Origin of the sequence: Herpetosiphon gulosus (genome assembly GCF_039545135.1) — a bacterium.
In the GTDB taxonomy this organism is placed as follows: Bacteria; Chloroflexota; Chloroflexia; order Chloroflexales; family Herpetosiphonaceae; genus Herpetosiphon; species Herpetosiphon gulosus.
Genome location: NZ_BAABRU010000024.1, coordinates 24,492 through 50,716 on the forward strand (window position 1 = coordinate 24,492; position 26,225 = coordinate 50,716).

General features: G+C 56.9%; 30 protein-coding genes and 1 CRISPR repeat array. Of the genes, 12 read left to right on the forward strand and 18 right to left on the reverse strand.

The annotated features are described in order from the left end of the window. Nucleotides 1-5: 5 nt before the first annotated feature. From ABEB26_RS22815 to ABEB26_RS22825, 3 genes are all read left to right on the forward strand, one after another. On the forward strand, nucleotides 6-1,073 hold the full coding sequence (locus ABEB26_RS22815) for a hypothetical protein (RefSeq protein WP_345724397.1): 1,068 nt from the start codon (nucleotides 6-8) through the stop codon (nucleotides 1,071-1,073). A 203-nt stretch (nucleotides 1,074-1,276) separates the two neighbouring features. Then, the gene (locus ABEB26_RS22820; protein ID WP_345724398.1) at nucleotides 1,277-2,782 is read left to right on the forward strand and encodes a WXG100 family type VII secretion target; all 1,506 of its coding nucleotides are present in this window, start codon (nucleotides 1,277-1,279) and stop codon (nucleotides 2,780-2,782) included. 62 nt (nucleotides 2,783-2,844) lie between these two features. After that, nucleotides 2,845-3,798, forward strand: a complete 954-nt coding sequence (locus tag ABEB26_RS22825) for a TolB family protein (protein WP_345724399.1) — start codon at nucleotides 2,845-2,847, stop codon at nucleotides 3,796-3,798. 61 nt (nucleotides 3,799-3,859) lie between these two features. On the opposite strand, the gene ABEB26_RS22830 is transcribed toward ABEB26_RS22825, so the two are convergent. Beyond that, a complete protein-coding gene (locus tag ABEB26_RS22830) occupies nucleotides 3,860-4,186 on the reverse strand; it encodes a hypothetical protein (protein ID WP_345724400.1) in 327 nt (108 codons plus the stop codon). A gap of 92 nt (nucleotides 4,187-4,278) precedes the next feature. After that, nucleotides 4,279-4,686, reverse strand: a complete 408-nt coding sequence (locus ABEB26_RS22835; protein ID WP_345724401.1) for a hypothetical protein — start codon at nucleotides 4,684-4,686, stop codon at nucleotides 4,279-4,281. 132 nt (nucleotides 4,687-4,818) lie between these two features. On the opposite strand from ABEB26_RS22835, the gene ABEB26_RS22840 reads away from it, so the two are divergent. The 3 genes from ABEB26_RS22840 to ABEB26_RS22850 are packed head-to-tail and all read left to right on the forward strand — an operon-like array spanning nucleotide 4,819 to nucleotide 5,840. Beyond that, nucleotides 4,819-5,067: a helix-turn-helix domain-containing protein gene (locus ABEB26_RS22840; RefSeq protein WP_345724402.1), complete on the forward strand. Its 249-nt coding sequence runs from the start codon at nucleotides 4,819-4,821 to the stop codon at nucleotides 5,065-5,067. Between the two features lie 36 nt (nucleotides 5,068-5,103). After that, nucleotides 5,104-5,397 (forward strand): hypothetical protein, encoded by a 294-nt coding sequence (locus ABEB26_RS22845; protein WP_345724403.1) that lies wholly within the window; start codon nucleotides 5,104-5,106, stop codon nucleotides 5,395-5,397. Then, a complete protein-coding gene (locus tag ABEB26_RS22850) occupies nucleotides 5,394-5,840 on the forward strand; it encodes a PIN domain-containing protein (protein WP_345724404.1) in 447 nt (148 codons plus the stop codon). The genes ABEB26_RS22845 and ABEB26_RS22850 overlap by 4 nt, the downstream gene beginning before the upstream one ends. Nucleotides 5,841-5,971: 131 nt before the next feature. Here ABEB26_RS22850 and ABEB26_RS22855 read toward each other — a convergent pair whose 3' ends face one another. Then, on the reverse strand, nucleotides 5,972-6,259 hold the full coding sequence (locus tag ABEB26_RS22855) for a hypothetical protein (protein WP_345724405.1): 288 nt from the start codon (nucleotides 6,257-6,259) through the stop codon (nucleotides 5,972-5,974). A 387-nt stretch (nucleotides 6,260-6,646) separates the two neighbouring features. On the opposite strand from ABEB26_RS22855, the gene ABEB26_RS22860 reads away from it, so the two are divergent. Together ABEB26_RS22860 and ABEB26_RS22865 are read left to right on the forward strand one after the other, a co-directional pair. Next, a complete protein-coding gene (locus ABEB26_RS22860) occupies nucleotides 6,647-7,831 on the forward strand; it encodes a hypothetical protein (RefSeq protein ID WP_345724406.1) in 1,185 nt (394 codons plus the stop codon). A gap of 2 nt (nucleotides 7,832-7,833) precedes the next feature. Next, on the forward strand, nucleotides 7,834-8,241 hold the full coding sequence (locus ABEB26_RS22865) for a hypothetical protein (RefSeq protein ID WP_345724407.1): 408 nt from the start codon (nucleotides 7,834-7,836) through the stop codon (nucleotides 8,239-8,241). A gap of 69 nt (nucleotides 8,242-8,310) precedes the next feature. On the opposite strand, the gene ABEB26_RS22870 is transcribed toward ABEB26_RS22865, so the two are convergent. The 13 genes from ABEB26_RS22870 to ABEB26_RS22930 all read right to left on the reverse strand — a co-directional run bounded on the left by ABEB26_RS22870 (nucleotide 8,311) and on the right by ABEB26_RS22930 (nucleotide 19,874). Continuing rightward, on the reverse strand, nucleotides 8,311-9,729 hold the full coding sequence (locus tag ABEB26_RS22870; RefSeq protein ID WP_345724408.1) for an FtsK/SpoIIIE domain-containing protein: 1,419 nt from the start codon (nucleotides 9,727-9,729) through the stop codon (nucleotides 8,311-8,313). Beyond that, nucleotides 9,726-10,361: a hypothetical protein gene (locus ABEB26_RS22875; protein ID WP_345724409.1), complete on the reverse strand. Its 636-nt coding sequence runs from the start codon at nucleotides 10,359-10,361 to the stop codon at nucleotides 9,726-9,728. The genes ABEB26_RS22870 and ABEB26_RS22875 overlap by 4 nt, the downstream gene beginning before the upstream one ends. A gap of 381 nt (nucleotides 10,362-10,742) precedes the next feature. Then, nucleotides 10,743-11,273, reverse strand: a complete 531-nt coding sequence (locus ABEB26_RS22880; RefSeq protein ID WP_345724410.1) for an SWIM zinc finger family protein — start codon at nucleotides 11,271-11,273, stop codon at nucleotides 10,743-10,745. Between the two features lie 15 nt (nucleotides 11,274-11,288). Further along, a complete protein-coding gene (locus ABEB26_RS22885; RefSeq protein WP_345724411.1) occupies nucleotides 11,289-11,903 on the reverse strand; it encodes a JAB domain-containing protein in 615 nt (204 codons plus the stop codon). 70 nt (nucleotides 11,904-11,973) lie between these two features. Then, complete coding sequence (locus ABEB26_RS22890; RefSeq protein ID WP_345724412.1) at nucleotides 11,974-12,660, reverse strand: hypothetical protein; 687 nt, start codon at nucleotides 12,658-12,660, stop codon at nucleotides 11,974-11,976. A 71-nt stretch (nucleotides 12,661-12,731) separates the two neighbouring features. Continuing rightward, entirely contained in the window at nucleotides 12,732-12,965 is a 234-nt protein-coding gene (locus tag ABEB26_RS22895) for a hypothetical protein (RefSeq protein ID WP_345724413.1), read from the reverse strand. 122 nt (nucleotides 12,966-13,087) lie between these two features. Further along, nucleotides 13,088-15,400: a hypothetical protein gene (locus ABEB26_RS22900; RefSeq protein WP_345724414.1), complete on the reverse strand. Its 2,313-nt coding sequence runs from the start codon at nucleotides 15,398-15,400 to the stop codon at nucleotides 13,088-13,090. Nucleotides 15,401-15,494: 94 nt separating this feature from the next. After that, nucleotides 15,495-16,907: a DUF6094 domain-containing protein gene (locus tag ABEB26_RS22905; RefSeq protein WP_345724415.1), complete on the reverse strand. Its 1,413-nt coding sequence runs from the start codon at nucleotides 16,905-16,907 to the stop codon at nucleotides 15,495-15,497. Nucleotides 16,908-16,983: 76 nt separating this feature from the next. Next, nucleotides 16,984-18,156, reverse strand: coding sequence for a hypothetical protein (locus ABEB26_RS22910; RefSeq protein WP_345724416.1), 1,173 nt, complete (start codon nucleotides 18,154-18,156; stop codon nucleotides 16,984-16,986). A gap of 85 nt (nucleotides 18,157-18,241) precedes the next feature. Continuing rightward, nucleotides 18,242-18,541 (reverse strand): hypothetical protein, encoded by a 300-nt coding sequence (locus ABEB26_RS22915; RefSeq protein WP_345724417.1) that lies wholly within the window; start codon nucleotides 18,539-18,541, stop codon nucleotides 18,242-18,244. 92 nt (nucleotides 18,542-18,633) lie between these two features. Next, nucleotides 18,634-19,200, reverse strand: a complete 567-nt coding sequence (locus tag ABEB26_RS22920) for a hypothetical protein (protein WP_345724418.1) — start codon at nucleotides 19,198-19,200, stop codon at nucleotides 18,634-18,636. A 76-nt stretch (nucleotides 19,201-19,276) separates the two neighbouring features. Then, a complete protein-coding gene (locus ABEB26_RS22925; protein WP_345724419.1) occupies nucleotides 19,277-19,690 on the reverse strand; it encodes an AAA family ATPase in 414 nt (137 codons plus the stop codon). 16 nt (nucleotides 19,691-19,706) lie between these two features. Beyond that, nucleotides 19,707-19,874, reverse strand: coding sequence for a hypothetical protein (locus ABEB26_RS22930; RefSeq protein WP_345724420.1), 168 nt, complete (start codon nucleotides 19,872-19,874; stop codon nucleotides 19,707-19,709). Between the two features lie 313 nt (nucleotides 19,875-20,187). Between ABEB26_RS22930 and ABEB26_RS22935 the strand changes: the two genes are divergently transcribed. Next, nucleotides 20,188-20,376: a hypothetical protein gene (locus ABEB26_RS22935; protein WP_345724421.1), complete on the forward strand. Its 189-nt coding sequence runs from the start codon at nucleotides 20,188-20,190 to the stop codon at nucleotides 20,374-20,376. An 18-nt stretch (nucleotides 20,377-20,394) separates the two neighbouring features. On the opposite strand, the gene ABEB26_RS22940 is transcribed toward ABEB26_RS22935, so the two are convergent. Both ABEB26_RS22940 and ABEB26_RS22945 read right to left on the reverse strand, forming a co-directional pair. Further along, nucleotides 20,395-21,645, reverse strand: a complete 1,251-nt coding sequence (locus ABEB26_RS22940; RefSeq protein ID WP_345724422.1) for a hypothetical protein — start codon at nucleotides 21,643-21,645, stop codon at nucleotides 20,395-20,397. A gap of 197 nt (nucleotides 21,646-21,842) precedes the next feature. Beyond that, on the reverse strand, nucleotides 21,843-22,298 hold the full coding sequence (locus ABEB26_RS22945; protein ID WP_345724423.1) for an SRPBCC family protein: 456 nt from the start codon (nucleotides 22,296-22,298) through the stop codon (nucleotides 21,843-21,845). 145 nt (nucleotides 22,299-22,443) lie between these two features. On the opposite strand from ABEB26_RS22945, the gene ABEB26_RS22950 reads away from it, so the two are divergent. The 3 genes from ABEB26_RS22950 to ABEB26_RS22960 are packed head-to-tail and all read left to right on the forward strand — an operon-like array spanning nucleotide 22,444 to nucleotide 25,410. Then, a complete protein-coding gene (locus ABEB26_RS22950) occupies nucleotides 22,444-23,370 on the forward strand; it encodes a tetratricopeptide repeat protein (protein WP_345724424.1) in 927 nt (308 codons plus the stop codon). Between the two features lie 23 nt (nucleotides 23,371-23,393). Continuing rightward, nucleotides 23,394-24,875 (forward strand): hypothetical protein, encoded by a 1,482-nt coding sequence (locus tag ABEB26_RS22955; protein ID WP_345724425.1) that lies wholly within the window; start codon nucleotides 23,394-23,396, stop codon nucleotides 24,873-24,875. A gap of 10 nt (nucleotides 24,876-24,885) precedes the next feature. Beyond that, nucleotides 24,886-25,410, forward strand: a complete 525-nt coding sequence (locus ABEB26_RS22960) for a hypothetical protein (protein ID WP_345724426.1) — start codon at nucleotides 24,886-24,888, stop codon at nucleotides 25,408-25,410. A gap of 254 nt (nucleotides 25,411-25,664) precedes the next feature. After that, a CRISPR array of direct repeats spans nucleotides 25,665-26,212; the repeat unit is 37 nt; unit sequence GTTCAACAAGACATAATCCTTGCGAAGGGATTGAAAC. Nucleotides 26,213-26,225 lie beyond the last annotated feature (13 nt).

Sequence of the window (26,225 nt, forward strand, 5' to 3'; positions counted from 1 at the left end):
AAGCGATGGGACGACGATCATGGGTGCTGGGGGTGGTGCTGAGTGGCGTGTTGGTCGGCTGTGGTCAAGGGGATGCGACGGTGGTTGTGGAATCGGCGACCGTGCCAACGGTATCCCCCGTGCCGACGGTAGCATTGAGTGGGATGGCGGCGCTCAACGCGACCAGCACAACGGTGGCGGCGACGCATGCGCCGATCAAAACCGCGTTTGCGCTCGACGAACAGGCCACGGCTGCGGCCCAACCTGCCGAGCGGTATCTGACCCTGCGGGAAGCATTTGCACGCGGTGGCATTCGTGAGCGCGGCACAGCATGGGCCAGTGATGCCGTGCTGGTTGATGCGGGCATTGGCTACCGTGAAGAAGGCCGCGATCAGGAAGGGATGTTTGAAGCGATTGCGGCCAATGATGGCACGGCTCGCTGGTGGGCCTTTACGTTTGCCTCGGCACGGCTCAAGCAAACGCTCGTGATCCTGCTGCAAGATGGGGTGGTCACCCGCAGTTATGCCGATGAGCGCAGTTACCGCGATCTGTTTGTGGGCACAGCTCCCATTGACATTCCCCTGGAGTCGCAGCCCTTCCTTGATAGTGACCAAGTGCGCGTGCTCTTTCTCAATTTTGGCGACCTGTGGGAGACGATGGCCAGTCCGAACCACACCTTCCGCTTATCCAGTCTGCCCAACGACGAGGCGGCATGGCATCCGATCTATTGGTGGATGCAGGACACCTACGCCAATACCACGCTGCTTGACCCCATCACCGGAGCCACGATTGCGAGTGATCGGCAACAAAAGACGACCATGACTCCCCCCGCCAAAACCCTCATGCCGCTGGTGGCTGACCCCGTTCCCACGCTCCAACCGACCCCGACGCAGCCATGGACGGAAGCGGAAGCGGTGTCGGTCTTTTGGCCCACGCCACGGGCAGGCACATCGATGCGCGTGATCGGGTTGTATGCGAGCAATGGGGTGGATTATTGGATCTATCGCCAAGGACGCTGGGATGAATTATGGGGAGGGGACAAGGATCGGATTAATCTGTTACGGCTCGGCTTTCCGCTGGAGTTGGTTCCCTAAGCTCCGGTCAATGCAACAGGCCATGCCCCGATGGGCATGGCCTGTTTTTTTGTGTTGAGGGATACCTATCCCATCTACGGGTGATGTCTCTATAGGACTTTTCAGCTATACTCGGCGATGAGGATGAGTGATCCCCCAAACATATCCGATTCATGACTGAGAGAACCATCCAAAAAGACCCTTCTTTTGGTGCGGAGGAACGAATGGTCGCTCCTATCATTCAGGTGCAGTATGATCAGCTAGAAGCCGTGGCGGCTCGCTTTCAACGGGCAACGACCACAATCACCAGCCTGCGGCAGCAGCTCCAACGAACGGTTGCCCAGCTGCACCACGACTGGCATGGTGCTGCAGCAACGGCCTTTTTTCAGCAGTATCAGGGCGAGCTGCAACCCGCCCTTGATCGATTGATCGTGCTGCTGCAAACGGGTGGTACGGTGGTCATGGGGATTCATGCAGGTATGCAGGCGGCAGAAGCCGAGGCTGCCGCGCTCTTTACCGGCGATTTTGGCGATATTCTGTTAGGTGGACGAGGGGCCGCACTTGGTGCGGTGGCCGGACTCCGCGCGGCACCACCCGCGCCGCGTGTCGGGGTGCATGCCTTACCGGGCGGGCCACTCTACGATGGGAGTGGCAATCTCCGGCGGTTTGATCTGAGTCTTGCTGAGTTTGAGATGTTGACCGCATCCGAACGGATTGCATGGGTTGAGGCGCTTGAACGCCATGCTGGTACGCCCAATTGGTTCCATAATATTCAGGATATTATTACCTATTTTGACGAATCGCCGATTCTGGGGCATATGGGACCAGGCACGTGGGCCTCGTGGGCTGATGCTGGGGTGTTGGAGGCCATGCAAAATGGCTATCACGCGCATACCCTTAAGCGCGAAGGATTGCCACTTCCCGCTGGATTTAATGATTGTGCCGGAGCCGCACCCGCTTGGCAAGCCTTTTTTGATGCTCGCGCTCGGGGTGTTTCTGATGTTGAATCCCTTCCACTCTGGGCCTTGGCTGAACAACGCGGGGTTAATTATGGGGCGGATGCGGCCAACCTTCGTGCGGGCGTTCCCGTGCCCGGAACCGCAGCAGGCGACCTCATTCCTGACTTTGTGGCCTATGGCAATACCTATCGCTTTATTGCACGCCTTGAGGGTGGGGGGGAAACCTTTGTGCAAAGTTATGGCCCATGGGTTGGCGACCAGATCGGTGGCGGTATTGCCCATGATGTTGTTGATCCGTTCGCCTCGGCGGCGGGTCACCTGCCATGGATTGGGGCTGATGTCGAACGCGGCTTACGGGATGGCGCGGATTGGGCGGGATCGGGACTGGGGAGTGAGGCGGGCGATGCGGCGACTGTCCCGGGCTTTGGGAACTGGTTTTTTGATCCGCGCAGCACGGTTCCTTCGACTCCGGCCACGGTCCTACCGGGATTTGTGATCCCCGATGAACGCGGACCGACCTATTTCATGGCAAAGGCCACTGAGGCAGGGGCCATTCCGCCATTGCCGGGCATGACTCCGGCGGGTGGCCAGATGACGCTGTATAACGGCACGACCGTGCTGCCAAGCGGTGATGCGATCTTGCTAGACGGAACGATCATCGGGACGGATGGCACGATTACGAAACCGGGCGGTGGCCGGATTCCGCTGGCCGGAACACGGCTGAACCCTGATGGCAGTTATACCTTGAGTGATGGGACGCTGGCACGATGAAACGACGGGCGTTGCAGCTGCTGTGGCTCGCCCTCACGGGGCTGAGTCTTGGAACAGGATGTATGACCATGACGACGAGTGAGACGACGATTCTTCCCTATACCCCTCAACCCTTGCCGGAGGTGAATGGAACACCCGGTGAGTATAGCGGCTTGGCGTGGCTGGATCAGGGCTTAGTCGTGCAAGCCTCTGGACCAGCCCCCTCAACCCAACGCTTGATGTGGGTTGAACCATCAGGCACTATTGAAACGTCCTTGCCCATTGCCCATGATCCGGCCTATGCGATTAGCTTGCATTATCGTCCGCAGCGCTTGCCGAATGGGCAAGTTGGCTTTGTGATGGATGCGGGAATCCGGAATGAATCAGACGTGCTGGATGATGTCTATAGCTATGTCCAATTCGATCCATCAACCACGACGCTCACAACGTTAATCCCTCCTCCGTCCGATCCCGCTATCTTTGTACGAGGACGAGTGGTCTGGAATCCAGCTATGAATCGGGCACTGGTGACTGATGCCCAAGAATTAGGGTCGCGCTTCTACTGGTGGACTGCGGCAGATGGGTTTGTCCCGCTGGAGCTGGATGTGGCCGTAGCAGAGTATTTTGCGTGGTCGCCCGATGGCACGACGATTGCGATGTTTGGTAAACCACGGATCGGGTCTGGTGGCCCAACCAGTGCCTTATCCAGTCCGGCCAATCTCTATCTCATGGACGCGGATGCCGAGCATCGGCGGATCATCCTCACGGATGCCTATAGTATTGCTGGGTTGCAGTGGTCGCCTGATGGCCGATGGCTGGTGCTCATTGCCCGCCTTGACGGTGGCCGTACTGTCGTGTGGTTGCTCAATCCGAGCACGGGTGAACGCTTGCCGCTCACCCCACCGGGCCGCTATCAGTGGCCCGTATGGTCACCCGATGGCTCGCAGATTGCGTTTATTGCGTATGACCCGAAGAATACGGGAAAACCGGGCAATGATTCCGTGATCACGCTGGATGTGCCTGCTGAGGCTCGCTAAGGCAGGTATCGTGGTTCAATAAACAACAGGCCATGCCCCGATGGGCATGGCCTGTTTCGTTTTACGCAGCGCGATACTGCTGTTCCCACGCAGTGATGGCCTCTCGCAGCAGCACGAGATCGGCGGGAACCAGTGTGAGCACCGTGCCATTGCGGCGCAAGGCTAAGCCCCACGCGGTGGCAATCACGCCCAAAGGGCTGGCGGGCTGTGGGGTTCCCCAGTCGTCGGCGGTCGCTGCTACCTCGCCGAGCAACGCTTCGGCCATCGTATAGGCTTCCTCATCACCGACCAACTCTTCCTCGCGAATGATGGCCGCCAGTTGCAGGATGCGACTGACGTGGGCGAGGCGGACACGGCGCGATTGAACATTGACATCAACGGTGGTCATGGCTATCATCCTTCTGCGGGTGAGGTTTCGTTCTGGAATTCGTGGCCTCACCCGTGTACAGCCCTTTATCCCTTTTGCGAGGGATGAAGGGTTTATTTGTTGGCCGACACGCGGGCATGGATTTGGGCACGGACACACTGCTCATGGGCGGCAATCTGCTGGGCATCGGTGTGGCGACCTGCGAGCGTGGCGCGGAGCCAGTTGCGATTGAGCAGAATCAGGGTGGCGGTCAAGGCTTCAAGCGGGGTGGCGATGTATTGCTGGGGGAACGGCGCGGGCATCGGGCGGAGGTCGGTGATGTGAACGGCGAGGTGGAGGTCAGCTCCGAGCAAGGCCAAGGGCGGCGCTGGAACGTCGTCAAGATCCTGCAACCGGACGCGGTGTCCGGCCATGGTGGCATCGATTTCCTTCGGGAATGTGCCAAGCGATACACCATCAAGCATCGCTTCATAACGGTTTTGATCGGGCAGATAGCGGACGGTGGTGGATGGGCGTGGCATATGCGATACCTCGTACAAAGTGAGTATATTTATATATTACTGATGTTATGTAAAAATGTCAATATATATTTTTAAGATAATCTAAGCTTCTATGCTATAATGACACCATGCTATACTTGTGATGAGGTGCTGATGGCCATTCAGATCCGCTTACGCCAGCTGCTCAACGACCGTGATTTATCCATGTATGCGGTCGCCAAAGGGACAGGGTTGACCTATCCCACGATTTATAATTTGGCAACCAAGCCGATTGCCCGGATTGATATTGAAACGATTGATAAACTCTGTGCCTTTCTCCAGATCCAACCCGGTGATCTCTTTGTGTGGGTTGCTCAGGACCATGATGCCCAGCAGAACCGCGCATTGGATAGGATGGAGTAGTGGCGAATTGTGTATCCATGGGCGATGGAGGTGTCTATGACGGTCTCATTTGAAACATTAGTGCAAGTGCTGCCAACCTTAACAAAGCAGCAAAAACAAACCTTATTTGTCTTATTACAGGCTGAGCATGATCAGGATGCCCACTTGCATGCCTTGAATCAGCAGTTCTGGCGTGAGCCGACCTTAGAAGCACTTATTGCCGAGCAACGACCGCGTGTCATTCAATCATTAGATGACTTTGCGGCTCCTTGGTGGCCTGAGGATGAATCGGTCGAAGATTTTGAGGCGTTCTTAGCGGAGTCGCGTGCGTCTGAGGCTGCTCACGAATGACAGTGCTCATTGATACTAATGTGTTGTCGTATCTCTTTAAACGGGACACGCGAATGGTCGGCTATCAGGAACTCTTGGTTGGGCAAACGATTGCTATCTCGTTTATGACGCTAGCCGAGGTTTTTGAATGGACTGATCGGCATCAATGGGGTCGGGAACGGCGGGCTGCTTTAGCGGCACAGATGCAGGACTACGTCGTGATCCCCAGTTCGCCGATGTTGTGTGAACACTGGGCGACCATTCGTGGGAATCTACGACGCAAAGGACATCAGATCAGTCTATCGGATGCATGGATTGCCGCAACTGCCGTCGTGTATCGATTACCCTTGGTGACGCATAATGTGCGTGATTTTCGGATGGTTGAGCAGCTGACGCTGTATACAACGCTGGGAACATCATCAGATTCCTCAACTCCTGACCACGATTCGACGGAATCGCCATAAACCATTAAAATAAAAAGCCCCTTCCTAATCGGACTTTAGGAAGGGGAGAGTTCGTAGCGATGGCCGCTCAAACGCATCGCTACGAACGCCACGAGCAGTATAGCACAGGTTTACAACCTTGTACAGATAAACTAAAGCAAATCACTGCGGTGACCTGGACGACGACTTTGCAGATAGATTTCAAGATCTGCCTTCGTGGTGACCCAAATCCCCTCTTGTTTCGCAACATTTGCCTGCGCATGCGCTGCTAAGCGATTCCAGACCTCTGCCGGAACATGGTCTGGTTCGAACATGGTTGCTTTAAGCCGCTCGCGTCGAATTGCCTTATATAACGCATAATAGCTTACCCCACTCATGGCTGCTGCTTCTGAGAGCGTAATGTACTCATTCGGCGACGATTGAGCGTGATCGTCTGTCACCCGTTTGGCCCTCCTTCTGATAGATAGCGATAAGGTAAATTGTAGCAGTGCTCCCATAACGCTGATGCATTCGTTCCATACCGCTAAAACGACAACAAATGTTGTTGGTTTATTGTCGCTTTATTGTCGCTATCAGCATGGCATAGCGCTATAGCGTTAACGAAGCGACAATAAATATTGTTGGTTTATTGTCGCTTTGTTGTTGCTTTTTGCTTGATATCCGTGCATGATGTGTGAAAGCGACAATAAACATTGTCGCTTTATTCGCGCTTTATTGTTGCTTCGTTAACATTCCTCTGCTATACTAGCCATTGGCAGACAACAAATGTTGTTGGTTTATTGTCGCTTTGTTGTCGTTTTGATGCTGATTCGATGAAGGAGCATGCTATGACCTTGTTAGACCGCAAACGCGCAACGGTTTACGACCATGTGCGCGTGAGCCAACCCCTCCGCGATACCCACTACCAACTGCCTGCGTGGATCACGATTGCCGACCAACCCTACCTTGCGGTGGGTGATGACAATGGCAATGGGGCCAAAAAGATCGCGGTGTTGGATGACAAATCGCGCTTGATCACGACCCGCACGCCCACCGCCTATAAATTGGCCAAAGCGATTCGCGCTGGCCAAGGGGTGATCACCTATCGGGTCAATGGCGGCGATAGCTTCTGGATTGGCGATGATGCCTTGCGCTTTGATGGGGATGCGTTGCCCATCGGCGGCACGAGCCAACGCCTCTCCGATACCCGCCAGCGTGCGTTTAATGCGGCCTGTATGGTCGAAACCCTGATCAAAGCTCGCTATAAACCGGGGGTGTATCCCTTGGCAGTGGGCTTCGCCATCCCAAATGAAGAAATTGAGGCACGGGACAATGACAAAATGGGGGTGAATCCCGAGACACGGGCAGCCCTCAAGACCCATTTGAATGGGCAAACCTTTGTGGTGGAGCGCACAGATGCCTTGGGCGTGGTGACCAACTGGACGCTGCGCTATGAAAAGATCATTCCCCAAGCCCAATCGATCGGGACGTTGTATGCCTGGTCACGCACGGTCGATGGCTCGTTAGAGGCCGACGGGATTCGTCGTGTTTCCATTGTTGATATTGGTGGGGGTGATACCCAACTGACCGAAGTGGAGTTGAATCCCTACCGGATGAGTGCGGAACGCTTGGGCGCGGGAACGATTAGCATTGCGCGGGAGCTGGCGGCGAAGTTCCATCGGTTGCGCCTGAGTGATGCCCAAGCCCAATATGCGCTCGAAACCCAGCTCTTAGAAGAGTCTGGGCGGGAATTTCCGATTGAAAGTGAAGTCAATGCGGCGATTCAAAGTGCGGGGCAAGACTTGGTTGGCCGCATGCTGAAGGTGCTCCAGCAGCCGAGCGCCTACGTGATCATTACCGGGGGTGGGGTGAAACTCCAAGGGTTGCGACGCTTGATTGAAGAACGGGCGGAAGCATCGGGCAAAACGGCCCCCCGCAACTACACGATCATTGATCCCAGTGTGGCGGATATCCTGAATGCAACGGGGGCACTGCTGGCGGTGGTCTATGCGGCGGCCGGGAAAGGAGCCTAAGCATGGCGGTTCGTGTTAAGGGGATTCGCTGTACTGAGGATGATTTGGAGCGGAATCGGCTGTTGCGGGTGCATCGGGACGATGATGAGAGCGAATCGGAGTTGATGCTGAAAGCCATGCGCTTGGGGATTCGGATCTTATCAGCGGAGGCATGGGCAGCGGGCGAGGGTCAATATGGCGGGTATGATCCGCAGGTGTTGGCACAGCGGTTACAGGCCGATCTCTTGCCCGTACTGGAGTTTTTACTGCGTCAGGATGCACTGCCGGCCTTACTCCAAGGCCAAGGGATGCATTCGGCAGGTGTCGTTCCGATGGCATCTGCACCGACCCCGCCCCCTGCTGGTATTCAACGCGAAGCCAGTGGGGCGGTCTTGGCATTTAGTGGTGGGTTCTTGGATGATGACGAGTAGCTATTTGCGCGATTAAACGACAAGGGCGATGGTTGAAAACCATCGCCCTTGTCGTTTAATCGCAGGTTCTTATGCTGCGCTTGCGGTCGGCATCGCTGTTGGTGTTGGCATGAGTAAGCCTGCGGCATCACATACCAAACGGACATTGTTATACCCTGTTCCACCGACTGCATTGTACACTTCCCGACAAACAGCCCGTCGAGATGTTGCCCGTGCGGCGACTGCGAGAATCCGCCGTTGTTCGTCAGCGGGAACCAAGTGGGTCGCTACGGGAAGCGCTTCTGAGGGGTGTGTGACGCTCAATTGTTGTGTAGCGGTCTGTAGCGCTTCTGTCTGTGGCGAAAGCGCTTTTACCCCATTCTGATGCGCTATAGCGAGCATTGATGTCAGCAGATCATCGTGGACTTTTTGTGATGGCGCTACGCGATTGGGAAGGCATTCCATCAGATAGTCAAGGTCGCGATCATCGATTAAGGTTGTTCGTACATTGAGGGCTTGGTTGCCTTGCACAACACAAAAGACCCCCCCTGCTTGGTTGTTAGGAGATGGTAGGCTACTCGGAGCTACCACATGCAATGCATCGAGTTCATTGGTGGTCAATCCGACATTCGGTGCATCCTGTGATGGGCTGGGTTGGAATCCCGCCATAAATAAACTAATTTGACTTCGCCATTGGGTACTGAAGTTGCTGGCGGTTTGTGTTGCAATGATATAGCGTATCCCGAATGCCCGCGCTGCGGTCAGTTCTGCATTCAGCCATCCGGTGAGTTGACTTTTTCCAACTGTATTTTCAAGCAGTAATAACTCGCTAATAAATACCACGAGAAGCGGCAAATCTTTTCCGGTATATTTATCCCATTTGGTGACCCCTGCGTCTGCCAAAATCGCCCGACGGCGCTGCCGCTCAGCGGTTAACTTCATCATGGCCTGTTCAATATGTTCAGGGTCAGTGGCAAGAAGCCATGTATGCTCTTTCTTTTCCCATGCCAACCAATCCAGTCCTTTGCCATCAACAATGGCAAATTGGCATTGTTGTGGGGTTTTGGTAAGCGCTAATGAGAGCAACATTCCTAATGCGGCATTGTCTTTGCCGCTGTCGCTTTGTCCTGTCAAGAGGATGTGATTGACATCACGGACAAACTGCGCTGTTTGCAGGGTTGCCCCTTTAAAAGAAGAATACCAGCCTAAGGGGAACCGATAGGCATCAGTCCCTTTTCCTTGAAGTTCGTCGAGCAGGATGCGAGCTTCGCGTGGAGGATTGGCTAAAGCGCTCCCTGCCCCTGATAAAGGGGTTGGATCAAGGATTGGGGTTTGAATGACTGGTTGCTCGATCGGTTTATTGATATGGAGCGGTGGGGTCGATTGTAACCCTGCATTGGCCACAAGCACCCTAAGACTCTGGAGTTCGCGACGCATCTTCCAGATCGCTAAACCTCCCCAGAGGCCCATTGCAAGGAACAAAACACCAATCACAACCAATTCATTCATGCCCATAACTCCCATAGTTCACGTGTTGCCCACCGGGCCATTTTTTCAGGGGCGAAAGCAAAGACAAAGCTAATAATAATCGCAATACCATGAAGGGTCATGCCCGTACTAGGAATCTGCCATCCTGCACCTAAAGGAAGCATGCGCCCTGAGAGTGTCGTTGTCAATCCATGCCAGCTCGTCAAAATGTCCAACGCGAGGACGACGAGAAAAATAATGATACTGGCAGGTGCGACTCCGCGTTTTGGCATGAGCCATAGTTCAACGGCGGTGATAGCGAGTGGCAACGACCACCACCAGAGTGAGGTATTAATCGTTGTAATTGATCGCACCGCTTGTAAGGTGAAATAGCCCCCAGCTACCCATAAACCGATAGCAAGTACCAAACCTGCAAGACAGGCAATGGTGTAACCCAGTTTATCGTAAGCACTTTGGGCAAATGTTTTTGCCATCACCCGCGACTGTTTAGATGGTGTTCGTCGTGGTGCAGTAATAGGGGTGCTTGGACTAACACTTGATTCAACGACGCTGACTGGTGCTGCGGTTGTCGTAGCCGATGATGAGGCAGGCATAGGAATTGTTGCTACTGGTGTGGACTGTGTGCCTCGTTGGCCTGTAAGAATATTTTCCATACATCCTCGGATCTACTAGGCCGCGCTGGAGAGATATGATAGAATACGCGCGGCGTGATTGGGTTTGCAATTGCGCCCATAACCCCGAACGTGACCGCGTTGCGGGGTTTTTTCTATTTATAGTGACGTAAGCATAGCAGGTCAGTAAAATTTGGTCAATATGTTCTAAAATAAAACAATTGCATCAATAATTTGATGGTAGTTTGAATACTATTAACCAATTCATATTAAAGACAACAGGCCCGTGATCACCGAGATCACGGGCCTGTTGGCGTTTAGAACGGGAGCATGGTGTGCTGTGCCTGTGGTGGTGTCACCGTCGGCGGTTTGCGCAGGCGGTTGTTTTGCGTTTGACTCGCCGCCTAACGCGCTCGTTGAAGGTCAGCATGCGCCTTCCTCCGGATCAAGCGCAATTAGCGCGGCAGCGAGCACATGCTTGCAGAGTTGGCCTCCGCCATGGCTCCAAAATCCGCGACATTGGCAGGTAAAACCCTCGGTATGGTCGATGCCATTGGCCAGCGTGACGGTGTAGGCTTTTGACCCCTGCACCGTGAACGTGGTCGCAGCGCTGCGGGTCACCTGCTGTCCGAGGACGAGTACGACCGCCTCATAGAGTTGGCGGCGCGAACAATCCCCGGCAATCAGGAGTGCCTGTTGTACTCGAAAACACCAGCGGTCATCCGCTGTCGTGTCGCTCTGGAGCAAGCTCGCGAGCGGGCTGCTCGGCTGAATCGGTTTGAGGGCGGTGGCGGTGATTGAGGTTGGTGCAGCATAACTGGGCACAATCTCGTCACAGCGGGCCAAGAGCAGCGCCGCCGAACTATGCAGCGCTGGGGTGGGGGCGGCCATGGTGATCGCCGCCGCGAGTTGGCCGAAGTGGGTGAGCATGGCGGTTTGGATGACGGTCTGCATGGGGATTCCTTTCGATTAATGACTCCACGCAAGCCGTCGCTCGCGCATGCTGGTATAGCCGCCTTTACCGATGATGAGATGATCCAGTAGCTCGATCTCTAAGAGTTGACCTGCCTGAATGGCCTGCTTGGTGAGCAGGATGTCCTCGGGCGATGCCCACACCATCCCCGACGGGTGGTTGTGGGCAAGGATTATCGAGGCGGCATTGCGGCGCAGGGGTTCGCGAAACAGGTCAGCCATCCGGCAATAGGCGGTGTTGAGCGTTCCGACCACAACGGTGTGCATGCCGATGATGTGCGCGTGGGTTGAAAGCGAGATCACCCGCAGTTCTTCCTGTTCCAAGTGACTCATCTCCGCTTGGAGCAACGCTACGACCTGCATGGGTGTGGTGATCGGTTCGCCCGTCACGGCTTCGGCTAGTTTGGCGTGGCCCATCGCGAAGGCGGTGCGCAGCCGGATGGCATGGGCACGGCCAACGATGGGGGTTAACTCCTCCTCGGTCATGCGAGCGAGGGTATTCCACGACTGGTCAGCGGCCCGCCAGAGCGCGGCAGCCTGCGCCTGATCGCGAGCGGTTGGGCGGGTGGGATTGAACAGGTCAAGCAGGGTTGGAATGGCATCAATGGCCATGGATAGACTCCTTCACCGCTGGGGAGCAGCGGTGCGCTACTCCCCAGTTGGGGAAGAAGAATTAGGTTAGTTAGGAGGTTGAGAGCATCGTAGCCATGCGATTCCACTCATGGGGATCAAACAGCAGGCCGAGCAGTTCAACGGCTTCTGGTTCACGGCAATACTGGCGAATCGCGGCGGTTTGCTCGGTCGTCAGGATTGCCGTTCCCCACGCGAGGGTACAGAGCGCATCCAAGACCGGAATCGGGAGGATGGCTTTGTGATAGCCGTCGCGGTGCGGGCGGTGGTAAAACACCCCCGGCTCAATCGTGCCACGCTGCATGACGACCGTCAAGCAATCCGTGAGGTCGTTCAACAGGGTCATGCAGCGTTGCTGGCGGAGCGGCAGGGGATAGGTTCCCGCGCCAAAGAGATCCGCCTGCGACCAGCCCAAGGCTTCGGCACAATCACCGAGCACATCACGATTCCCAAAGGGGCGTGATCCCGCGCCAACGGTGAACTGCACGGCCCCGGTGTCGTCCATGGTGACGCGCACACCGAGCGAGAGTCGGTGGAGTAAGCGGCAGTGGGCCGCACGGATCACCACGATGGACGGAGCGGGGCCAGTGGCAAACGGGCTGCGAATGAAGCGCATGGTATCGGCATGAAGGAGCCGTTCGACAAAGTCGGCATCCGCTGGACATGGCTGCGCCGCGATCTGGTGAAAAAAACGGAATAACGGCGCTTCGGATGGTCGGGTGGGGCGACGTTTCGCCATGGATAGACTCCTTCGCCGCTGGGGAGCAGCGGCGAGCTACTCCCCAGTTGGGGAAGAAGAATCAGGATTGGTTAGCGCTGCAACCAGCGCATGAGCGTGCCAAGGCCATCATAGACATAATTGCCAATCACATCAGAGATGATCGGGGCAACGAGGATCTTGACGGCAACGAGGCTGGTGATCATGCGCAGGGTCTGGAGGCGCTGCTGGTTCCGTCGTCGTCGTCGAGCGCGATAGCTCCGGCGGTTGGGCCAGTGCTGATCATGGCGGCGGCGACGGTGGTGACGATGGGTATGGTGCTTCATCGGTCACCTGCCCATGGGCTAGGGTGGTTCGTCATGGTGCTGTCTCCCGTGCCATTCCGCCACGACGCGGAACAACACATGGTGGTGTCCCAAATCGTCGTGGGGGTATGACCAACGGATGCTTAGAGCACCATGGCGAACTGGTGGGCGACCTGCGTGGTGTGGCGGGTCGGGACATCGACGACGGTGAATAGGTCATCCCAACGAATGGGTTGCGCCGTGGTGTCGTCGATGATGGGTGGTGTTGGTTCAGCAGGCACGATCAGGCTGGGGCGTTCGGCCTCGGCCTTGATCGCGTGTCCGACGGTGCGGAATTGGTCACGCAGGACGCTGGCATCGTCCATCGGGCTGGCAGAGCGCAATTGCTTGGCCAACTCTTGGAGCAAGCTCATGCCCGGATCGAATTCCAGTAGGCCGCCCTCGCTGTCGTCACCACTTAACATGGTCGCGGCAGCGGCCTTGCGGCCCACAATCCCCAAGGCGCGGTGACTCATCGTGTGCTCGTAGCCCAAGAAGGTCACATCACAGCCCATGGTTTGGGTGGGGCGGAAGGCGCGGCGTTTGGCCTGAAAGAGGTCGTAGAGGCTATAGAGCGGCTCGACGACCACAATGCTGGGCCACGCGATCAAGTTGAGGCCGGTTTTGACCAAGCGCGGGTTACAAATCACGATATTCGTTCCCTGCTCCACCTGCTCGGTAAACCAGGCATTGCGCTCTCCCGGAGCCACGGTGGTGGCGCGGAGAATCGCAACCTTCAGCGTGGTCTGATGCCGCTCCATGGCAAGGGCCGTGACTTTTTCCGCCAAATCGACGGCAATGTCATCGTTGCCCGTATGCTCGGCAAACAGCAACACGCGCCGTCCTTGCTGGATCTGTGCTGCGCAATACCGCGCCAACCACGTATGGTGGGGCAGGATACGCTCCGCAGGCAGGTCGGGCGTGGTGACGGATTGATTGACCAGCAGCGAGCTGATGGTTTTGCGTCGCCATGGCTGGTAGGGCCATGACAAGGTGGCTTGGAGGTAGGCGGAGAGGGCATCGTAGCCGCCGTTGCCAATGATCGCTTTGCCCTCGTCCTCGATCTCCCGATACGGGGCCTGCATGTCCACGGGCAGTTTGAGCAGCACGACATCCTCACGGTAGTCGGGCAACTGAAAGCCCATGTCCTTGAGCAGGACGGTATAGGTGCAATTTTGGACGATGGTGATCAGGTCGGCGGTAATGCCAGCCCGTTCCTGGACCTCGGTGCTGGTGCGGGTTTTGCCGTCGTAATGGCCAGCGGTTGCCGAGCGCGTGATCTCCTTCTGCATCACATCGACGACCCCGACATCGCGCACAAAGGCGCTGCGGTTGTTCCAGCCCCAGCGATCCCGAATCACGGTGTTGCCAAGGCGGAGCAAGAGGTCGTAGAGGGTGGATGCCATGCCCCCGTAGGCGGTTCCGGTCATGCCGACCGTCGTGCGGCTGGCGGCGACCATGGCCCCAAAGGCATGGCCCAGTGCGGTGCGTGCCCCTTTGCATTCGTGCAGCTCATCATGGATGTAGAGATCGACGCGTTGGGGGTAGCGGCGCTGGATAAAGGAGGCCAAGGCCATCCGAGGATTCGAGCGCGGACGCTGGCCCCACGGAATGGCGCGACGGCCATGGGTATCGACAGCATAGGTCTGCCAGTCGTCGGACTGGAAGATCGGGAGTGTGCGATCCTGCACATTGTCACGTTCGCGGCACTGTTGGCCGAGTGGTTCCTGACAATGCGGACAGGTCACGGTGGCGAGGCCGCGCTGCTTGAGCTGTTTGGCATCGAGCACGGCTCCATCGGTTTTGCGTTGCAGCCAGCCACAGCGCGGGCATGCAAGGCCACCATAGCGCAGCAGCGGGATCGCCCGTTGGATAGTGCGGTCGGGTGCGGCTGCGTCGGCGGCAATGCGGCCTTCGGTGGTGGCTTTGGCCTGTTTGGCGAGGGCGCTGCGGGTATCGGCCTCGTGGACATTGCTGCCCCAGCGGGTGTCTACCCAGTCATCGCGGCGCATGAGCAACCCTTCGATGGTCGCAAGCGAGCCAAAGCGGGCATAGCGCTGTTGCATGGCTTCCGGCAATCCTTGCCAGTAACGGTGCAGGCGCTGGGCCGTGGAGTCGTAGTCGCGATCCTCCGCGCCAAGGACATAGCCTGACTCCAATTTCAATTTGGAGTTGGAGATAAAGCCGACGCGCGGCAGGGTGGGATGGACTTCGGCGGCGTGCATAAAGCGACTGACATCACTGGGTGATTCCAGAATATCCATCGCCCACGTGTCGCCGAGGAGTTGATCCCATTCGGCCCACCATGGGGGCAATTCGCCCGTGCCATGGGTGTAATAGGCGGCGACTTGTTCGGACGTGCCCACGAGGTGAATCGGGCCAGCAACGATGGTGGTAAAAGCAGATTTGGTGGTCATAGCAGGGACTCCTGTTGGTAGCGAGAACGCCCTGCGCTGACCATCCCCCACGGGATGGCCGCATGCGTGCGGTTCCCGTGAAAGAATCGGTGGTTTATTTGATGGATTGTTGGTGGAACCAATGGGCAATCGCAATGCCCATGGTGGACTTCCCGGCACCCATTTCTGCGTTCAGCAGCGTTCCTTTTGGACGCGTGCCCGTGCGCGGGTCGGGGGTGGTCAAGTAGCGGGTAATTCCGGCCACCACATGCTGTTGCATGGGCAGCAGGCCATTGTCATAGCCCGGCAACGTGCGACCATCTTTGCGTTTCAGCATGGCCAAGGTCGCGGCGGTCTCGGCATCCATATCGTAGGCATACACCGGCGGGGCAACCTCGGTGATGGCGGCGAGCAACGCCTCGGCGGTGGCCGGATCAGCCAGCAGTTTCTGGAGTCCAGCATCGCCTTCATAGCGGCGCACGCTGCCATCGGCCACATCGACCGCCATGACCACGGGGACTTGCCGCGTGATCTGGTGGGTGATGACCGTGACGGTATCGCCTGCCTCTTTGGTTTCGACCCAGACCGTTTGGTCTTCGGTCGTACTGCCTTTGATCAGATGGGGCCGACCGTCAATGACGATGGTCGCGCCGTTAATTTCCCCGGTGGCAATCCGTGCCGCCGCAGCGGTAGCGGAAAGTGGGCCGAGGGGGCGCAGATGGGCAACGCGCAGGGCATCAATGGCACTGCGGTAGGCGCGGGTGTTGGTGGCTCCGCCCGTCATGACCACATCGGTGGTGGCTTGGTCGGGCGTGCCAATCGTGGCATCCTCCCAGATCATGCTGGGACTGGTGGCCACGGGAATGGTGTAGCGCGGCGCGGCCTGCGGCGTTAATTCCGGCAACGGCTGCGCGAGCTGGGTGGTCAGGGTGATGATCTGGTCGCTCAATGCGTGGCCACTGCGGGCACGGCTGCGGCGAACGCCGATCACGATGGCCTCCCGCCAGCGCCGCAGGGCGGCAGGCAGGGCCAGAATGGTCAAATTGTCATAATGACGCGCGAGATGCTGGGTCACGGCAGGTTTGGCAAAAATATCCTGTGGGGTCACGAGGATCGCGATTCCACCGGGTTGCAGCCACGTGCCTTCCTCGATCACGCGGCGAAAGAACTGGAGTTCACTCCGTTCATCGCCAGCGGCTTGGGTGCCGAAGGGCGGATTGAGATAGACCAGTTGGATGCCATGGCGATTGGCACGCAGCCAGCGCACGGTGTCACAACTGGTGGTGTGTGGCGTAATCCCTCGGCAGACCGCAGCGCGTTCAGTATGCAATTCATTGAGATAGAGCTGATCGGCTGGAATACCCCATGCGCTGGCCAATTGCCATGCGGCTGCGCCTTCGCCTGCACACGGATCAGCGATCCGACAGGCGGTAGGATTGGCGGCGGTGACATAGGTGGCGAGCAGGGCAACGGCAGCGGGATCGAGCGCTTGAAAGCCATGATTGGCGGTATTGGCAAGACGGGCCATAACAACTCCTTGAAAACAAGGCATGACCCGACGACCCCCTGAGGCCGCAGATGCACTGCCTCAGTGAGATGACGAATTAAAGGGATGTGGCCTCGGTGGGCGACGCACCCCGTTTGCCGATGGTCGTGAAGGCCACGCCAGCGGTGGAGACAGGCGACTGCGTGACAATGGCGCGGATGATCCGTGCCCAGTCGGCAATCGCGGCTGTTTTGAGCCAATAGCCCCGACAGCCCCATGAGGGCAAGGGAACAATCAGCCGTTGGGTCAGGCCCAGCTGCCAGAGATCGTCCAGCCAGTGCGACTGGAGCGGCAGCGGGCAGGCCCGTTCAAGTTGCGCCCACAGGATGGCGTGGTTAGGAATCCCATCCATGCCCGTGAGGTGCAGACAATCCTCGCCCGCATGCGGGGTTAAGACCGAACGGTGGAGGATGGTGGTGGTGGCCAGTCGCGAGGACGGCAACGGCGTTTCATTGCGCAGCGTGCGGTATTGCTGCGACCCTGTGGCTTTGTGGGCGAGTTGCTTCCCGATCATGTGATAGGGCATGGTCTCGCCAAGGGCCATGGTGGGTGCAAACGATTGCTGCGGGAGCGTGATCGCGTGGCGTGACCCATCAAGGATCGAGGCCCACGCGGCGGCGCATTTGGCGCTACTGCCCACGACGGTTAAGGCTCCAATCGTGGGGATATCGCTGCCGGTTGGCAGGCAACTGGGGGGCACAACACACCAGGCAACCACGGGCACGGTTTCCCGCGAGGGAAGATCGAGCATAGCGTGGGGCAGGGTGTGGGGGCGACCCCGAAAGGGATTGGTGGCGGCGAGTGTTCGCGTCACATGGGTGGCGGTTGCGACCCATGGGGCATCGGGACACGCGAGGCCGTGAAGCAGAATGGCAGTCAGGATCGGGTCGTGGGCGGTTGGTTCCGCGCTGAAGTGACCGGAGCGTGACCGTTGGTGCATGGTGATCAGTGCCTGCTGAATCGCGTCGGCGCTGAGCGTTTGGGTGATGGAATCATCAGGATGGCGGTGACTGGTGATCGCGGCCTGCATGGCTTCGACCACGGGCAGTAAGCCCACAAAGACCGCATGGTTCATCAAGCGGTTGGGCGCGTGCATGGCAGTGGCAGCGGCGACGGCGGTGATGAACGGATCATCCCATTCCTCCTCGGTGAGGAGGGGCAATCGACGCAAGCGGGTGAAGGCGTGCCAAAAGCGGGGGGCTTCGGGCAGGAGGGCAAACAGGGACGACATGGTGACATCCTTTCGGATCACGAGGCCGTCCCTACGAGGAGCAGGCGCATCGTGATGATACGCCCGCAGGGGGCAACAGAACAGATTAATCGGCAGCGGGAGCTTCGTCAGCGTCGCTGCTGGTTTCGGTGGCTGGCTGGTCGGCTTCTGTCGGGACAACGCCCTTGGTGAGTCGATCATAGACCAGTTGATTAAGACGCGATTCGCCGTCGAGATAGGTGGGAGCATAGCCCACCAATTCGTCGTCAAGGTAGAGCGCGAAATCGCCCGTTGTGCGATCATACACAATGGTTTTACCCACCGGATTGATCAGCGGCACGAATGGGACGACGGGTTTGCGCGTGGTTTTCTTGGTTTTTTTGGTGCGGTGTTTGGTCGCGGCCATGGGGGTATCCTCCGGATGAGCGGTGGAAATGCCATGGCCCCCCGCGTTGGGAGCCAGAGGCATTCCCAACGGGGATTTGACAGAAACAACGATTAGGCGGCATCCGTGTCGGCAGTGCGCTGCGCATGGCGCTCACGCTGCTCCCGAATGCGGTGGTATTCGTAGCTACCCTGACGGTGCGCTAAATGGGCTTGGAGCTCCAAGGCCAGCATGGTCATATCGTCCACACTCAGGCGAATATCGGCAACGCTCGTCGGCTTGCCGATCGGGCTGATGCCACCCGTGTCGAGCAATTTGCCTGGTCCAATGCCAATGACAATCCGCCATGGCATGGTGGCAAACTGGCCGTTTTGTCCCGCGTCGAAGACGAATTTGAGGATGCGGGACTCCACCACGCCGTCGCGGCTACTGCCGCCGATGACCTCAAACAAGAAGCCGTCGGTTGGCGGGGTGACCGAATCGAGGATGCGGTGGATTAAGAGCCGGACTTTCGGTACAGGAAGATACGCGGAGAGCATGGGGATGACTTTTTTCCCATAGCCACCAATCGCGATTTTAATCTTGCCAATTGGCAAGGCGCAGATCGCGTAGGCATAACGGCTTTGGGTTACATGGCTCCAAATATCGTAGTCAGGGGTGTGGGTTTCGTGGGTGGTCATGGGGATGCTCCTCTTAAATAAGCATCGCCCAAGGATGGCCGATGCAAAACAACGGCCACCGTGCTGGTGGAATGACTTAATACTCAGTTTCCCGCCACATGCGCAGGATAACCCGCACCGGAACGCGCCGTTCGCGTCGCCAATTCCGCCAGAGGCAGAGCAGCAACGGCGTGCGCACCCAGTGGATGCGGATCGGAACCTGCAATTCGGCAGCAAGGCGTTCCCAGCGAGCACGCCAGGCACGGCGGAGGTTGGTCGCGTCAAGCACGACCCACTGACCGTCGAGCAGGGCGGTTTCCACGCGCATCTGGGCAATGGCCAAGACATCGCTATTCCGCGACTGGTCGGTGACATCGCCAAGCTCGGCGCGGATCGTATCGAGGGAAACGATGGTTGCGCCAAGGGCTGCAAGGCGGCGGGTGAGGGTACTCTTGCCGCTCGCGGGTAATCCAGCGAGCAGGAGGAGTGAGGGCTGTTCCATGAAAATCATCGGGTATCCCTCATTCCTACAGCGCTTTGACGACTGCCCCAGTGGTGGTGCAGCGAACTTCGAAGCGGAAGCAATTGCCGAGTTGAATATGGGCTGCGTGGGCAACTAAGGCTTCAACCGAGGAAGAGGTAAACGATGAGACACGTTCGCGACCGTGGCGGCCAATCAGGGCTAATGCGTACATCGGAGACTCCTTAAGAGAGAGATGCCGCCAGCGAGAGACGGCAATCGATAGAATCGAAAGACCGTCCCCCTGAAGGGAGACACAGCAGCGGGCAAACCAAAACCGGACATACGAAAAGAACCATCCGTGTAAACACGCATGGAATGGCGCATGGCCTGTTGGGAAAAACGTCAAGGAATGACGGAGAAAAAAGCGGACGGGTTGTCCACCGTGAAGCGCCGCAGGGAGAGGATGCAGCGGTGTCCCCCATTGATGCGTGATAAAACCTCTTGCATCAATGTTCGGTTTGCTATGGGTTGTTGAGGTGCGTGCGATGCGGGTTGGGCTTCGGCTGGATTATCAACCTGATTGTCGGGCGACTGGGCGGTGTTGGCGGCTGGCGGTTGGAATTGATTGTCAAAACGACGTTCCAACGGCGGGCGGCGTTCACAGCGGAGCGGCGCGAATGGTCAGTTTGAAAACCAGCGAAACCATGATCGGCATCACATGGGCGAGAGTATAGCAAGGGGCCATGGGCTTGTCAACTGGCAACTGCGACGGCGTAGTCGCCGCTCAGGTCGCCGTAGTGGTTGGCATACAACTGCTGGTGGAAGGTGACCATGCGCGTGATGATGCCCACCGGAATGGTCAACAGCGGTTGGTCTGCGAGGCTCGTACTGGTCTGGAGGAAGCGCTGGAGCGTTACCTGATAGTGCTGGGCGACCGTGTGGGTATTGGTGATCAGCTGATCAAGCACGCTGGGAATGGCCTGTTCGGCGGTGAGGTCGGCAAAGAGCAGATTGAACTCACGGAACGTGACATCCTTATGCAGACGATAGAAGTGGGTATCTCCGTCCGCCGCGCGGAGCAACCACGCCATCCATGACTCGGCAGGAGCGGGTGGGGTTGCCTGATACAGCGCATGGTAGGCCTGCGCGATGGAGTCGGGATCGGCCAGCATGAGGCTGGGGCCGCAATCGTTCAGGCAGCGCACCAAAAAACTCGCGTCGTTGATCAGGGCGTGCAGATGGGGATGGGTGGCGATTGCGTCTTGCTCGGTCGGGTCGTCGTGATAAATCTGGCCGTAGAGATTGACACAATAGTCGAGGGTCGGAATCACCAGCATGGTCGCGGTTTGGAGCCGGATCAGGTCGTCGAGGGAATGCGGTGCGGGGGTGGTGCAGAGCGTGTGCATGGCCGCGTAGCGATCCAGAATCCCCTGTCGAATGCGGGCGTTGGTGACCGGATGCTGAATCTGGGCCAGCATATCACGGCAGGCGAGGATATTGGCGGAGAGCGGAATCCATGCTTCGAGCTGCGCATCAGGACGGAAGGCATCGACCATCGCGCGGTACTGCGCAGCAGCGAGATGTTGATCGAGCCATGGGACGGTGGCGGTGATCTGTTGCAACGCACGGAGATCGATCGGCGCGGTGTCGGTCAGGACAGCAATGATCATGCGATTAAAGGCGGCGACGACGGGCGCATGCGGGGCATCGGTGAGGGCAAGGCCCATGGCGAGGTTATCCGAGATGACCTCATAGCGTTGATACAGCAAGAGCGAACTAAATTCGGCACACAGGTGATCCCAGTGGTCGCGGTCGGCGGTGGCAGGGCCATAGAGATAGGTAAAGAGCGATCCCATTTGGGTCAGGCTACTGAGGTGGAGGAAGGTGGTCAAGGCGGGGTTGGTGGGGTGGAGAATCCAGCGACAAAAGTCGGTGTACTGGCTGGGGGGCAGGCGTTGGAGGAACGTCCGATAGGAGACGAGGCAGCTTTGGAGTAAGGTCATGGAAGCATCCATGGGAATCCTCACGATCAGCAAGAACGGCAGGCAGGCAGGAGTGAGCATGGACAAAACGACTGACCATAGTATAGTCGGGAACGGGGCGGTGGTGCAACCGACCGGAGACGGATGCTGCACCACCGCCGCTGGATGCGGTGGCCACAGAAAGCACACGCGTGTGCCCACCGATGGGCAGGGATAGGTTATGACTGCGGAGAGCGGGCTTCGAGGTGCGCTTTCAAGAGGGCAAAATGCGCGGCGGTTTGGCGTTGCAGCACGCTGCGTAGGAGTGGGGCCGCGCGGCGCAGCCATCGCGGGATGAGGGTGATCGTGCTGTCCATGGTAAAGGTGGTCATGGGGCCATCGCTGGCAAAGGTATACTGCACGCGACAGTGCATGATGCCGTGCGACGTGATGGTAAAGGCCATCGCGTGATCGGGCGTGAAGGCGGTGACTTCGATTAATGATGAGAAGTGCAGGATACCAACGCTGGCGACTTGCTCATAGATCGCGCCAACCCCATGGCCACAGATCCGCCGTGATTCCTGGACCGGAGGCCACCAGTCGGGGTCATGCTCAAAATCCGTGATATAGGCAAAACAGGTTGCTTGCGGCAGGGCGATGGAACAATGAGCCTTAATCGGAAAGGGATGGTGCATACGAGCCTCCTCACGCCGAGCGAGCGGGAACGGAACCGTGGGTAGTATAGCCTACCCCTGCAACGCGGAGCAAGGTTAGGGTCAACTGGACGACTTGACGCATGGACTAGGATAAAGCCAGTGTTTGATAGGCAGGAGGATGATCATGCAACGCGAACCGATTCACTGGCAGCCGATCACGATGCTGCCGACCTTAGTGATGATGGCCAATGACGCGCTGGCTGAGGCGGAGGAGCAGCTGGAAAATATGCAGATTGCGGCGCAGCGCCCCGGTCTGCTCGATGCGGCCACGATTGATCGTGCGGTGGGGATTTATGAAGAACAGCGCCACTTTTTGACGATCTATGCGGAGCAGGGGCGGCGTTGGCAAGAACTCCATCCCACCGGAGCGACGCTGCGCCAGCTTGATGCATTGCTGGCCACCACCGCCAACGCGACCACGGTCAATGCTGAATTATTGGCGGTGTTGGCGCAGCTTCAATCTCTGCCCACGAGTCCGCAGGACGAGGATTGGTACACGACCGTGGGTGAGATTGCGATGGCCTTGGCCGATGGGCGCACGACTGAAGCGCTGGCATGGGCGGATGAAGCGCTAGAGACAGCAGGCTGGACGGCGCGGCAGCGAGCCGAGTTGTTGGGTTTGCGTGGCTTAGCGTGGGTGGACAATGGCGAGTTTGGTGAAGCTGAGCGGGATTATCGGGCGGCGCTCGCACTGTGGGCGATGTTGCCCGAGGACGCGGATAGGATTAAGCACATCAAAACGTGGGATTTGCTGATTCAAGCCTTGCTGCATCAGGAAGATTTCCCGCAGGCGACCGAGGCGGTAACAATCTTGGTGCAGCTGGTGGACACGCATAAGGATGGCCTGTTGACACAGCCGGATGGGCCACGACTCTGGACGACGACGGCCTATCATCGGGCCTTGGTGGCTGAGTTTTCGTTAGACTATTCGACGGCGGCAACGTGGTATGCGGAAGCGCAGCAGCGGTCACAGACGATTGCGCTTGCACCCGAGCATCCGCTGAATCGCCTGATTGCCGAAGGGATTGAGCGCGGTGGGCAAGGGTCGTGATACGCACATAGATGGGAGAATTGATGATGCAACGATGGCACTATCGACAGATAGCTGTGGGATTTTTGGTTGTGATTGTTATCGGTTTTTCATTGGGAAGCAGTGGGGACTTCGGGTTTGCGGAGTCACGAGCTATCCAATCGGTTACGACGCTTGAGACGAGTGATGCCAGCCTTGTGCCAACCGTCCTTCAGGTATTTGAGGGCCCTGATGGTGGTGCGCCGCCAGATACGGAGATTGCCGTCAGTGATCGTGCCATTGTCACCGCTGTTAATCATAAACTCAATGTCTTTAATAAACAGGATGGCCTTGAGGATATCCAAATCCTGTTTACAACATTTTTTCCCCAAGCTGGAGTAACGGGGCGAGATCCGTATGATCCACATATTGAATACGATGCGTACAATAAAAAATTTCTGATCGTGGTTGGTGCTAAAGAGTTGCCGGGAACGGATGGCTATATTGGCCTCATCGTTGGGCGCACAGCGTATCCAAGTAATCAGAGTGATTGGTGTGCAACAAAGGTGTATCTCCCCTCAGAGAATATTGAGATCTTTGTTGATTATCCCGGGATGAGTATCAATCCGATTACGGATTTGGTTTTTCTGACGGCAAATGTGTATGATACCCAAGGAACGGCTGATCGAGTTGATGATACGGCTTTAGGGGCACGGGTCATAAAAATGAAGCTGAGTGATGTCTATAGCTGTCCGTCATTTATCCCCTATAAGATTACTCCCCCAACACGCCTGCCCAATACGGTATGTGGGAATGCGGAATGCTTTGCTGAATCCTTGCATCCCGCCCAATGGCTTGATGGGTTTACCTCGCCGAACAGTTATTTGATGAGTCATTATCTTTCCACTACCGGACAGGGAACCAGTCTCTATTTGTGGAATCTTGAAAATACCTATGCGTCAGATCGTGAGATATTGCTGGATGAGGTGAGCTATGCCTATGAAAAAGCTCCCGGAATTCGGCAGATCAATGGGCAAACCCTCTTAATGGTGAACAGTCCGCTGATAAGTCATGCGTATCAGAAAAATGACACCATTTATGCCGTCCACGATGTCAAGCATCCAACCGCTGCAAATGCAGCGGTGGTGATCCATCAACGCCCACTTGATTTGAGCGTGCTCGGGACATCCCTCATTCGAAGTCACCCAACGCGCGATTATGCGTTTCAGGCGATGATGCTTGATCAGGCGAACCATGTCGCGGTGGGGTTTAGTCAAACCGATACAGCTGATCCGACGATTAATAATGCGATTATGCTCTCGGGAATAACCAACGATCGGATTATGGTTCAAGAAAGCCTTGCGAACCAACAGGCTGCGGGTGGTGCGCCGCGAGGTGGAGATTATAGTGATGCGTTTCTTGATCCGAATGGGATCGATATGTGGTTTATTAATGCCTATACCGGGCCAAATCGTGGGTGGCGGACGAAAATAATGCGCGTCAGTTTTTTTTCGACCCGGGTGTTTTTACCGTGGACGACCCGTTAATAAGGAGAGCATGATGAACCGATGGCGATGGCTGGGGCTGCTGGGGCTGCTGGGGCTGCTGGGGAGTCTTATCGCGTGTGGACGTTCTGAGGGAGGAAGCTCGACCGGGAGCCAACGCCCACCGAATGGTAAATTAATCACCGTGTATCCATCACCAGAACAACCGCGTCCAACCGCAACGCCTTATCAACCGATGCGGCAGGATACGGCACTGATTATTGATCTTCCCATTGCGGCGCTGCAACCAACCGTCTATCTCACCATGGATATCTCGCAAACGCTGCAATTTGCCTCATCAATGCGTGATACCCTGCTGGAATGGAATATGAAATTTGATCCGCTGGTGTGGGAGGCAACCGCGCAAGGAGTCCCGATTGTATCCGATGGGGTCATGCAGTCCGATCCACCAGCAACGATTCGTCTCGTGCCACAAACACGTGGGAGCACGAAAATGCGGATATTCCTGCGGTATGATCCATGTCGGGGATGTGAGACAGTATGGCGCGAGACGAACTATGAAATCACAATTCAGTAGCGTGATGCTGCGGTGAATGGCAGGGTGGTGCAGCGCAGCGTGCGGGTTTGTCTGTATTGTTTGCATCACCCTGAATGGCATGAGCGGCTTTATGGGTCTTGACGGTACTGGTAAACTGGACGCAAGAACCAAGAATAGCGTAATTAACTTGACGTAATCAAGAGAGGTATTCACACGATGGATGGGCATGGTCAGCAAGCCTTGGTGCAGCGCACACGGCAAGCAGCTTCCATCCAAAAAGTGGACACAGGGGAGTTCAACAAGACATAATCCTTGCGAAGGGATTGAAACGCCAACCAGTCCACTCATTGGTTGAGGGATTGATCAGGTTCAACAAGACATAATCCTTGCGAAGGGATTGAAACGTAATAATGGTTCTTTCCGATCGATCGAACGACTCTGTTCAACAAGACATAATCCTTGCGAAGGGATTGAAACCGATGAAGTTAGGATCTTCCTTGGTGATGGTGAGTTCAACAAGACATAATCCTTGCGAAGGGATTGAAACGAAGAGCAGATGTGAGGCAACGGCGGTGGTTAGTTGAGGTTCAACAAGACATAATCCTTGCGAAGGGATTGAAACACCTTCTTGGGGGGCGCGTGGCTGTCGCGTCCTCTGGTTCAACAAGACATAATCCTTGCGAAGGGATTGAAACCATTTGACCGCTCTCGCTGAAGATGGCCGATGTCTGGTTCAACAAGACATAATCCTTGCGAAGGGATTGAAACCATTTGACCGCTCTCGCTGAAGATGGCCGATGTCTGGTTCAACAAGACATAATCCTTGCGAAGGGATTGAAACCATTTGACCGCTC

Excerpts from the sequence above, each read along its gene's own strand:
- ABEB26_RS22815 (WP_345724397.1), top strand. The coding sequence starts at position 6 with ATGGGACGACGATCATGGGTGCTGGGGGTGGTGCTGAGTGGCGTGTTG.
- ABEB26_RS22820 (WP_345724398.1), top strand. The coding sequence starts at position 1,277 with ATGGTCGCTCCTATCATTCAGGTGCAGTATGATCAGCTAGAAGCCGTG.
- ABEB26_RS22825 (WP_345724399.1), top strand. The coding sequence starts at position 2,845 with ATGACCATGACGACGAGTGAGACGACGATTCTTCCCTATACCCCTCAA.
- ABEB26_RS22830 (WP_345724400.1), bottom strand. The coding sequence starts at position 4,186 with ATGACCACCGTTGATGTCAATGTTCAATCGCGCCGTGTCCGCCTCGCC.
- ABEB26_RS22835 (WP_345724401.1), bottom strand. The coding sequence starts at position 4,686 with ATGCCACGCCCATCCACCACCGTCCGCTATCTGCCCGATCAAAACCGT.
- ABEB26_RS22840 (WP_345724402.1), top strand. The coding sequence starts at position 4,819 with ATGGCCATTCAGATCCGCTTACGCCAGCTGCTCAACGACCGTGATTTA.
- ABEB26_RS22845 (WP_345724403.1), top strand. The coding sequence starts at position 5,104 with ATGACGGTCTCATTTGAAACATTAGTGCAAGTGCTGCCAACCTTAACA.
- ABEB26_RS22850 (WP_345724404.1), top strand. The coding sequence starts at position 5,394 with ATGACAGTGCTCATTGATACTAATGTGTTGTCGTATCTCTTTAAACGG.
- ABEB26_RS22860 (WP_345724406.1), top strand. The coding sequence starts at position 6,647 with ATGACCTTGTTAGACCGCAAACGCGCAACGGTTTACGACCATGTGCGC.
- ABEB26_RS22865 (WP_345724407.1), top strand. The coding sequence starts at position 7,834 with ATGGCGGTTCGTGTTAAGGGGATTCGCTGTACTGAGGATGATTTGGAG.
- ABEB26_RS22870 (WP_345724408.1), bottom strand. The coding sequence starts at position 9,729 with ATGAATGAATTGGTTGTGATTGGTGTTTTGTTCCTTGCAATGGGCCTC.
- ABEB26_RS22875 (WP_345724409.1), bottom strand. The coding sequence starts at position 10,361 with ATGGAAAATATTCTTACAGGCCAACGAGGCACACAGTCCACACCAGTA.
- ABEB26_RS22880 (WP_345724410.1), bottom strand. The coding sequence starts at position 11,273 with ATGCAGACCGTCATCCAAACCGCCATGCTCACCCACTTCGGCCAACTC.
- ABEB26_RS22885 (WP_345724411.1), bottom strand. The coding sequence starts at position 11,903 with ATGGCCATTGATGCCATTCCAACCCTGCTTGACCTGTTCAATCCCACC.
- ABEB26_RS22890 (WP_345724412.1), bottom strand. The coding sequence starts at position 12,660 with ATGGCGAAACGTCGCCCCACCCGACCATCCGAAGCGCCGTTATTCCGT.
- ABEB26_RS22895 (WP_345724413.1), bottom strand. The coding sequence starts at position 12,965 with ATGAAGCACCATACCCATCGTCACCACCGTCGCCGCCGCCATGATCAG.
- ABEB26_RS22900 (WP_345724414.1), bottom strand. The coding sequence starts at position 15,400 with ATGACCACCAAATCTGCTTTTACCACCATCGTTGCTGGCCCGATTCAC.
- ABEB26_RS22905 (WP_345724415.1), bottom strand. The coding sequence starts at position 16,907 with ATGGCCCGTCTTGCCAATACCGCCAATCATGGCTTTCAAGCGCTCGAT.
- ABEB26_RS22910 (WP_345724416.1), bottom strand. The coding sequence starts at position 18,156 with ATGTCGTCCCTGTTTGCCCTCCTGCCCGAAGCCCCCCGCTTTTGGCAC.
- ABEB26_RS22915 (WP_345724417.1), bottom strand. The coding sequence starts at position 18,541 with ATGGCCGCGACCAAACACCGCACCAAAAAAACCAAGAAAACCACGCGC.
- ABEB26_RS22920 (WP_345724418.1), bottom strand. The coding sequence starts at position 19,200 with ATGACCACCCACGAAACCCACACCCCTGACTACGATATTTGGAGCCAT.
- ABEB26_RS22925 (WP_345724419.1), bottom strand. The coding sequence starts at position 19,690 with ATGATTTTCATGGAACAGCCCTCACTCCTCCTGCTCGCTGGATTACCC.
- ABEB26_RS22930 (WP_345724420.1), bottom strand. The coding sequence starts at position 19,874 with ATGTACGCATTAGCCCTGATTGGCCGCCACGGTCGCGAACGTGTCTCA.
- ABEB26_RS22935 (WP_345724421.1), top strand. The coding sequence starts at position 20,188 with ATGCGGGTTGGGCTTCGGCTGGATTATCAACCTGATTGTCGGGCGACT.
- ABEB26_RS22940 (WP_345724422.1), bottom strand. The coding sequence starts at position 21,645 with ATGACCTTACTCCAAAGCTGCCTCGTCTCCTATCGGACGTTCCTCCAA.
- ABEB26_RS22945 (WP_345724423.1), bottom strand. The coding sequence starts at position 22,298 with ATGCACCATCCCTTTCCGATTAAGGCTCATTGTTCCATCGCCCTGCCG.
- ABEB26_RS22950 (WP_345724424.1), top strand. The coding sequence starts at position 22,444 with ATGCAACGCGAACCGATTCACTGGCAGCCGATCACGATGCTGCCGACC.
- ABEB26_RS22955 (WP_345724425.1), top strand. The coding sequence starts at position 23,394 with ATGATGCAACGATGGCACTATCGACAGATAGCTGTGGGATTTTTGGTT.
- ABEB26_RS22960 (WP_345724426.1), top strand. The coding sequence starts at position 24,886 with ATGATGAACCGATGGCGATGGCTGGGGCTGCTGGGGCTGCTGGGGCTG.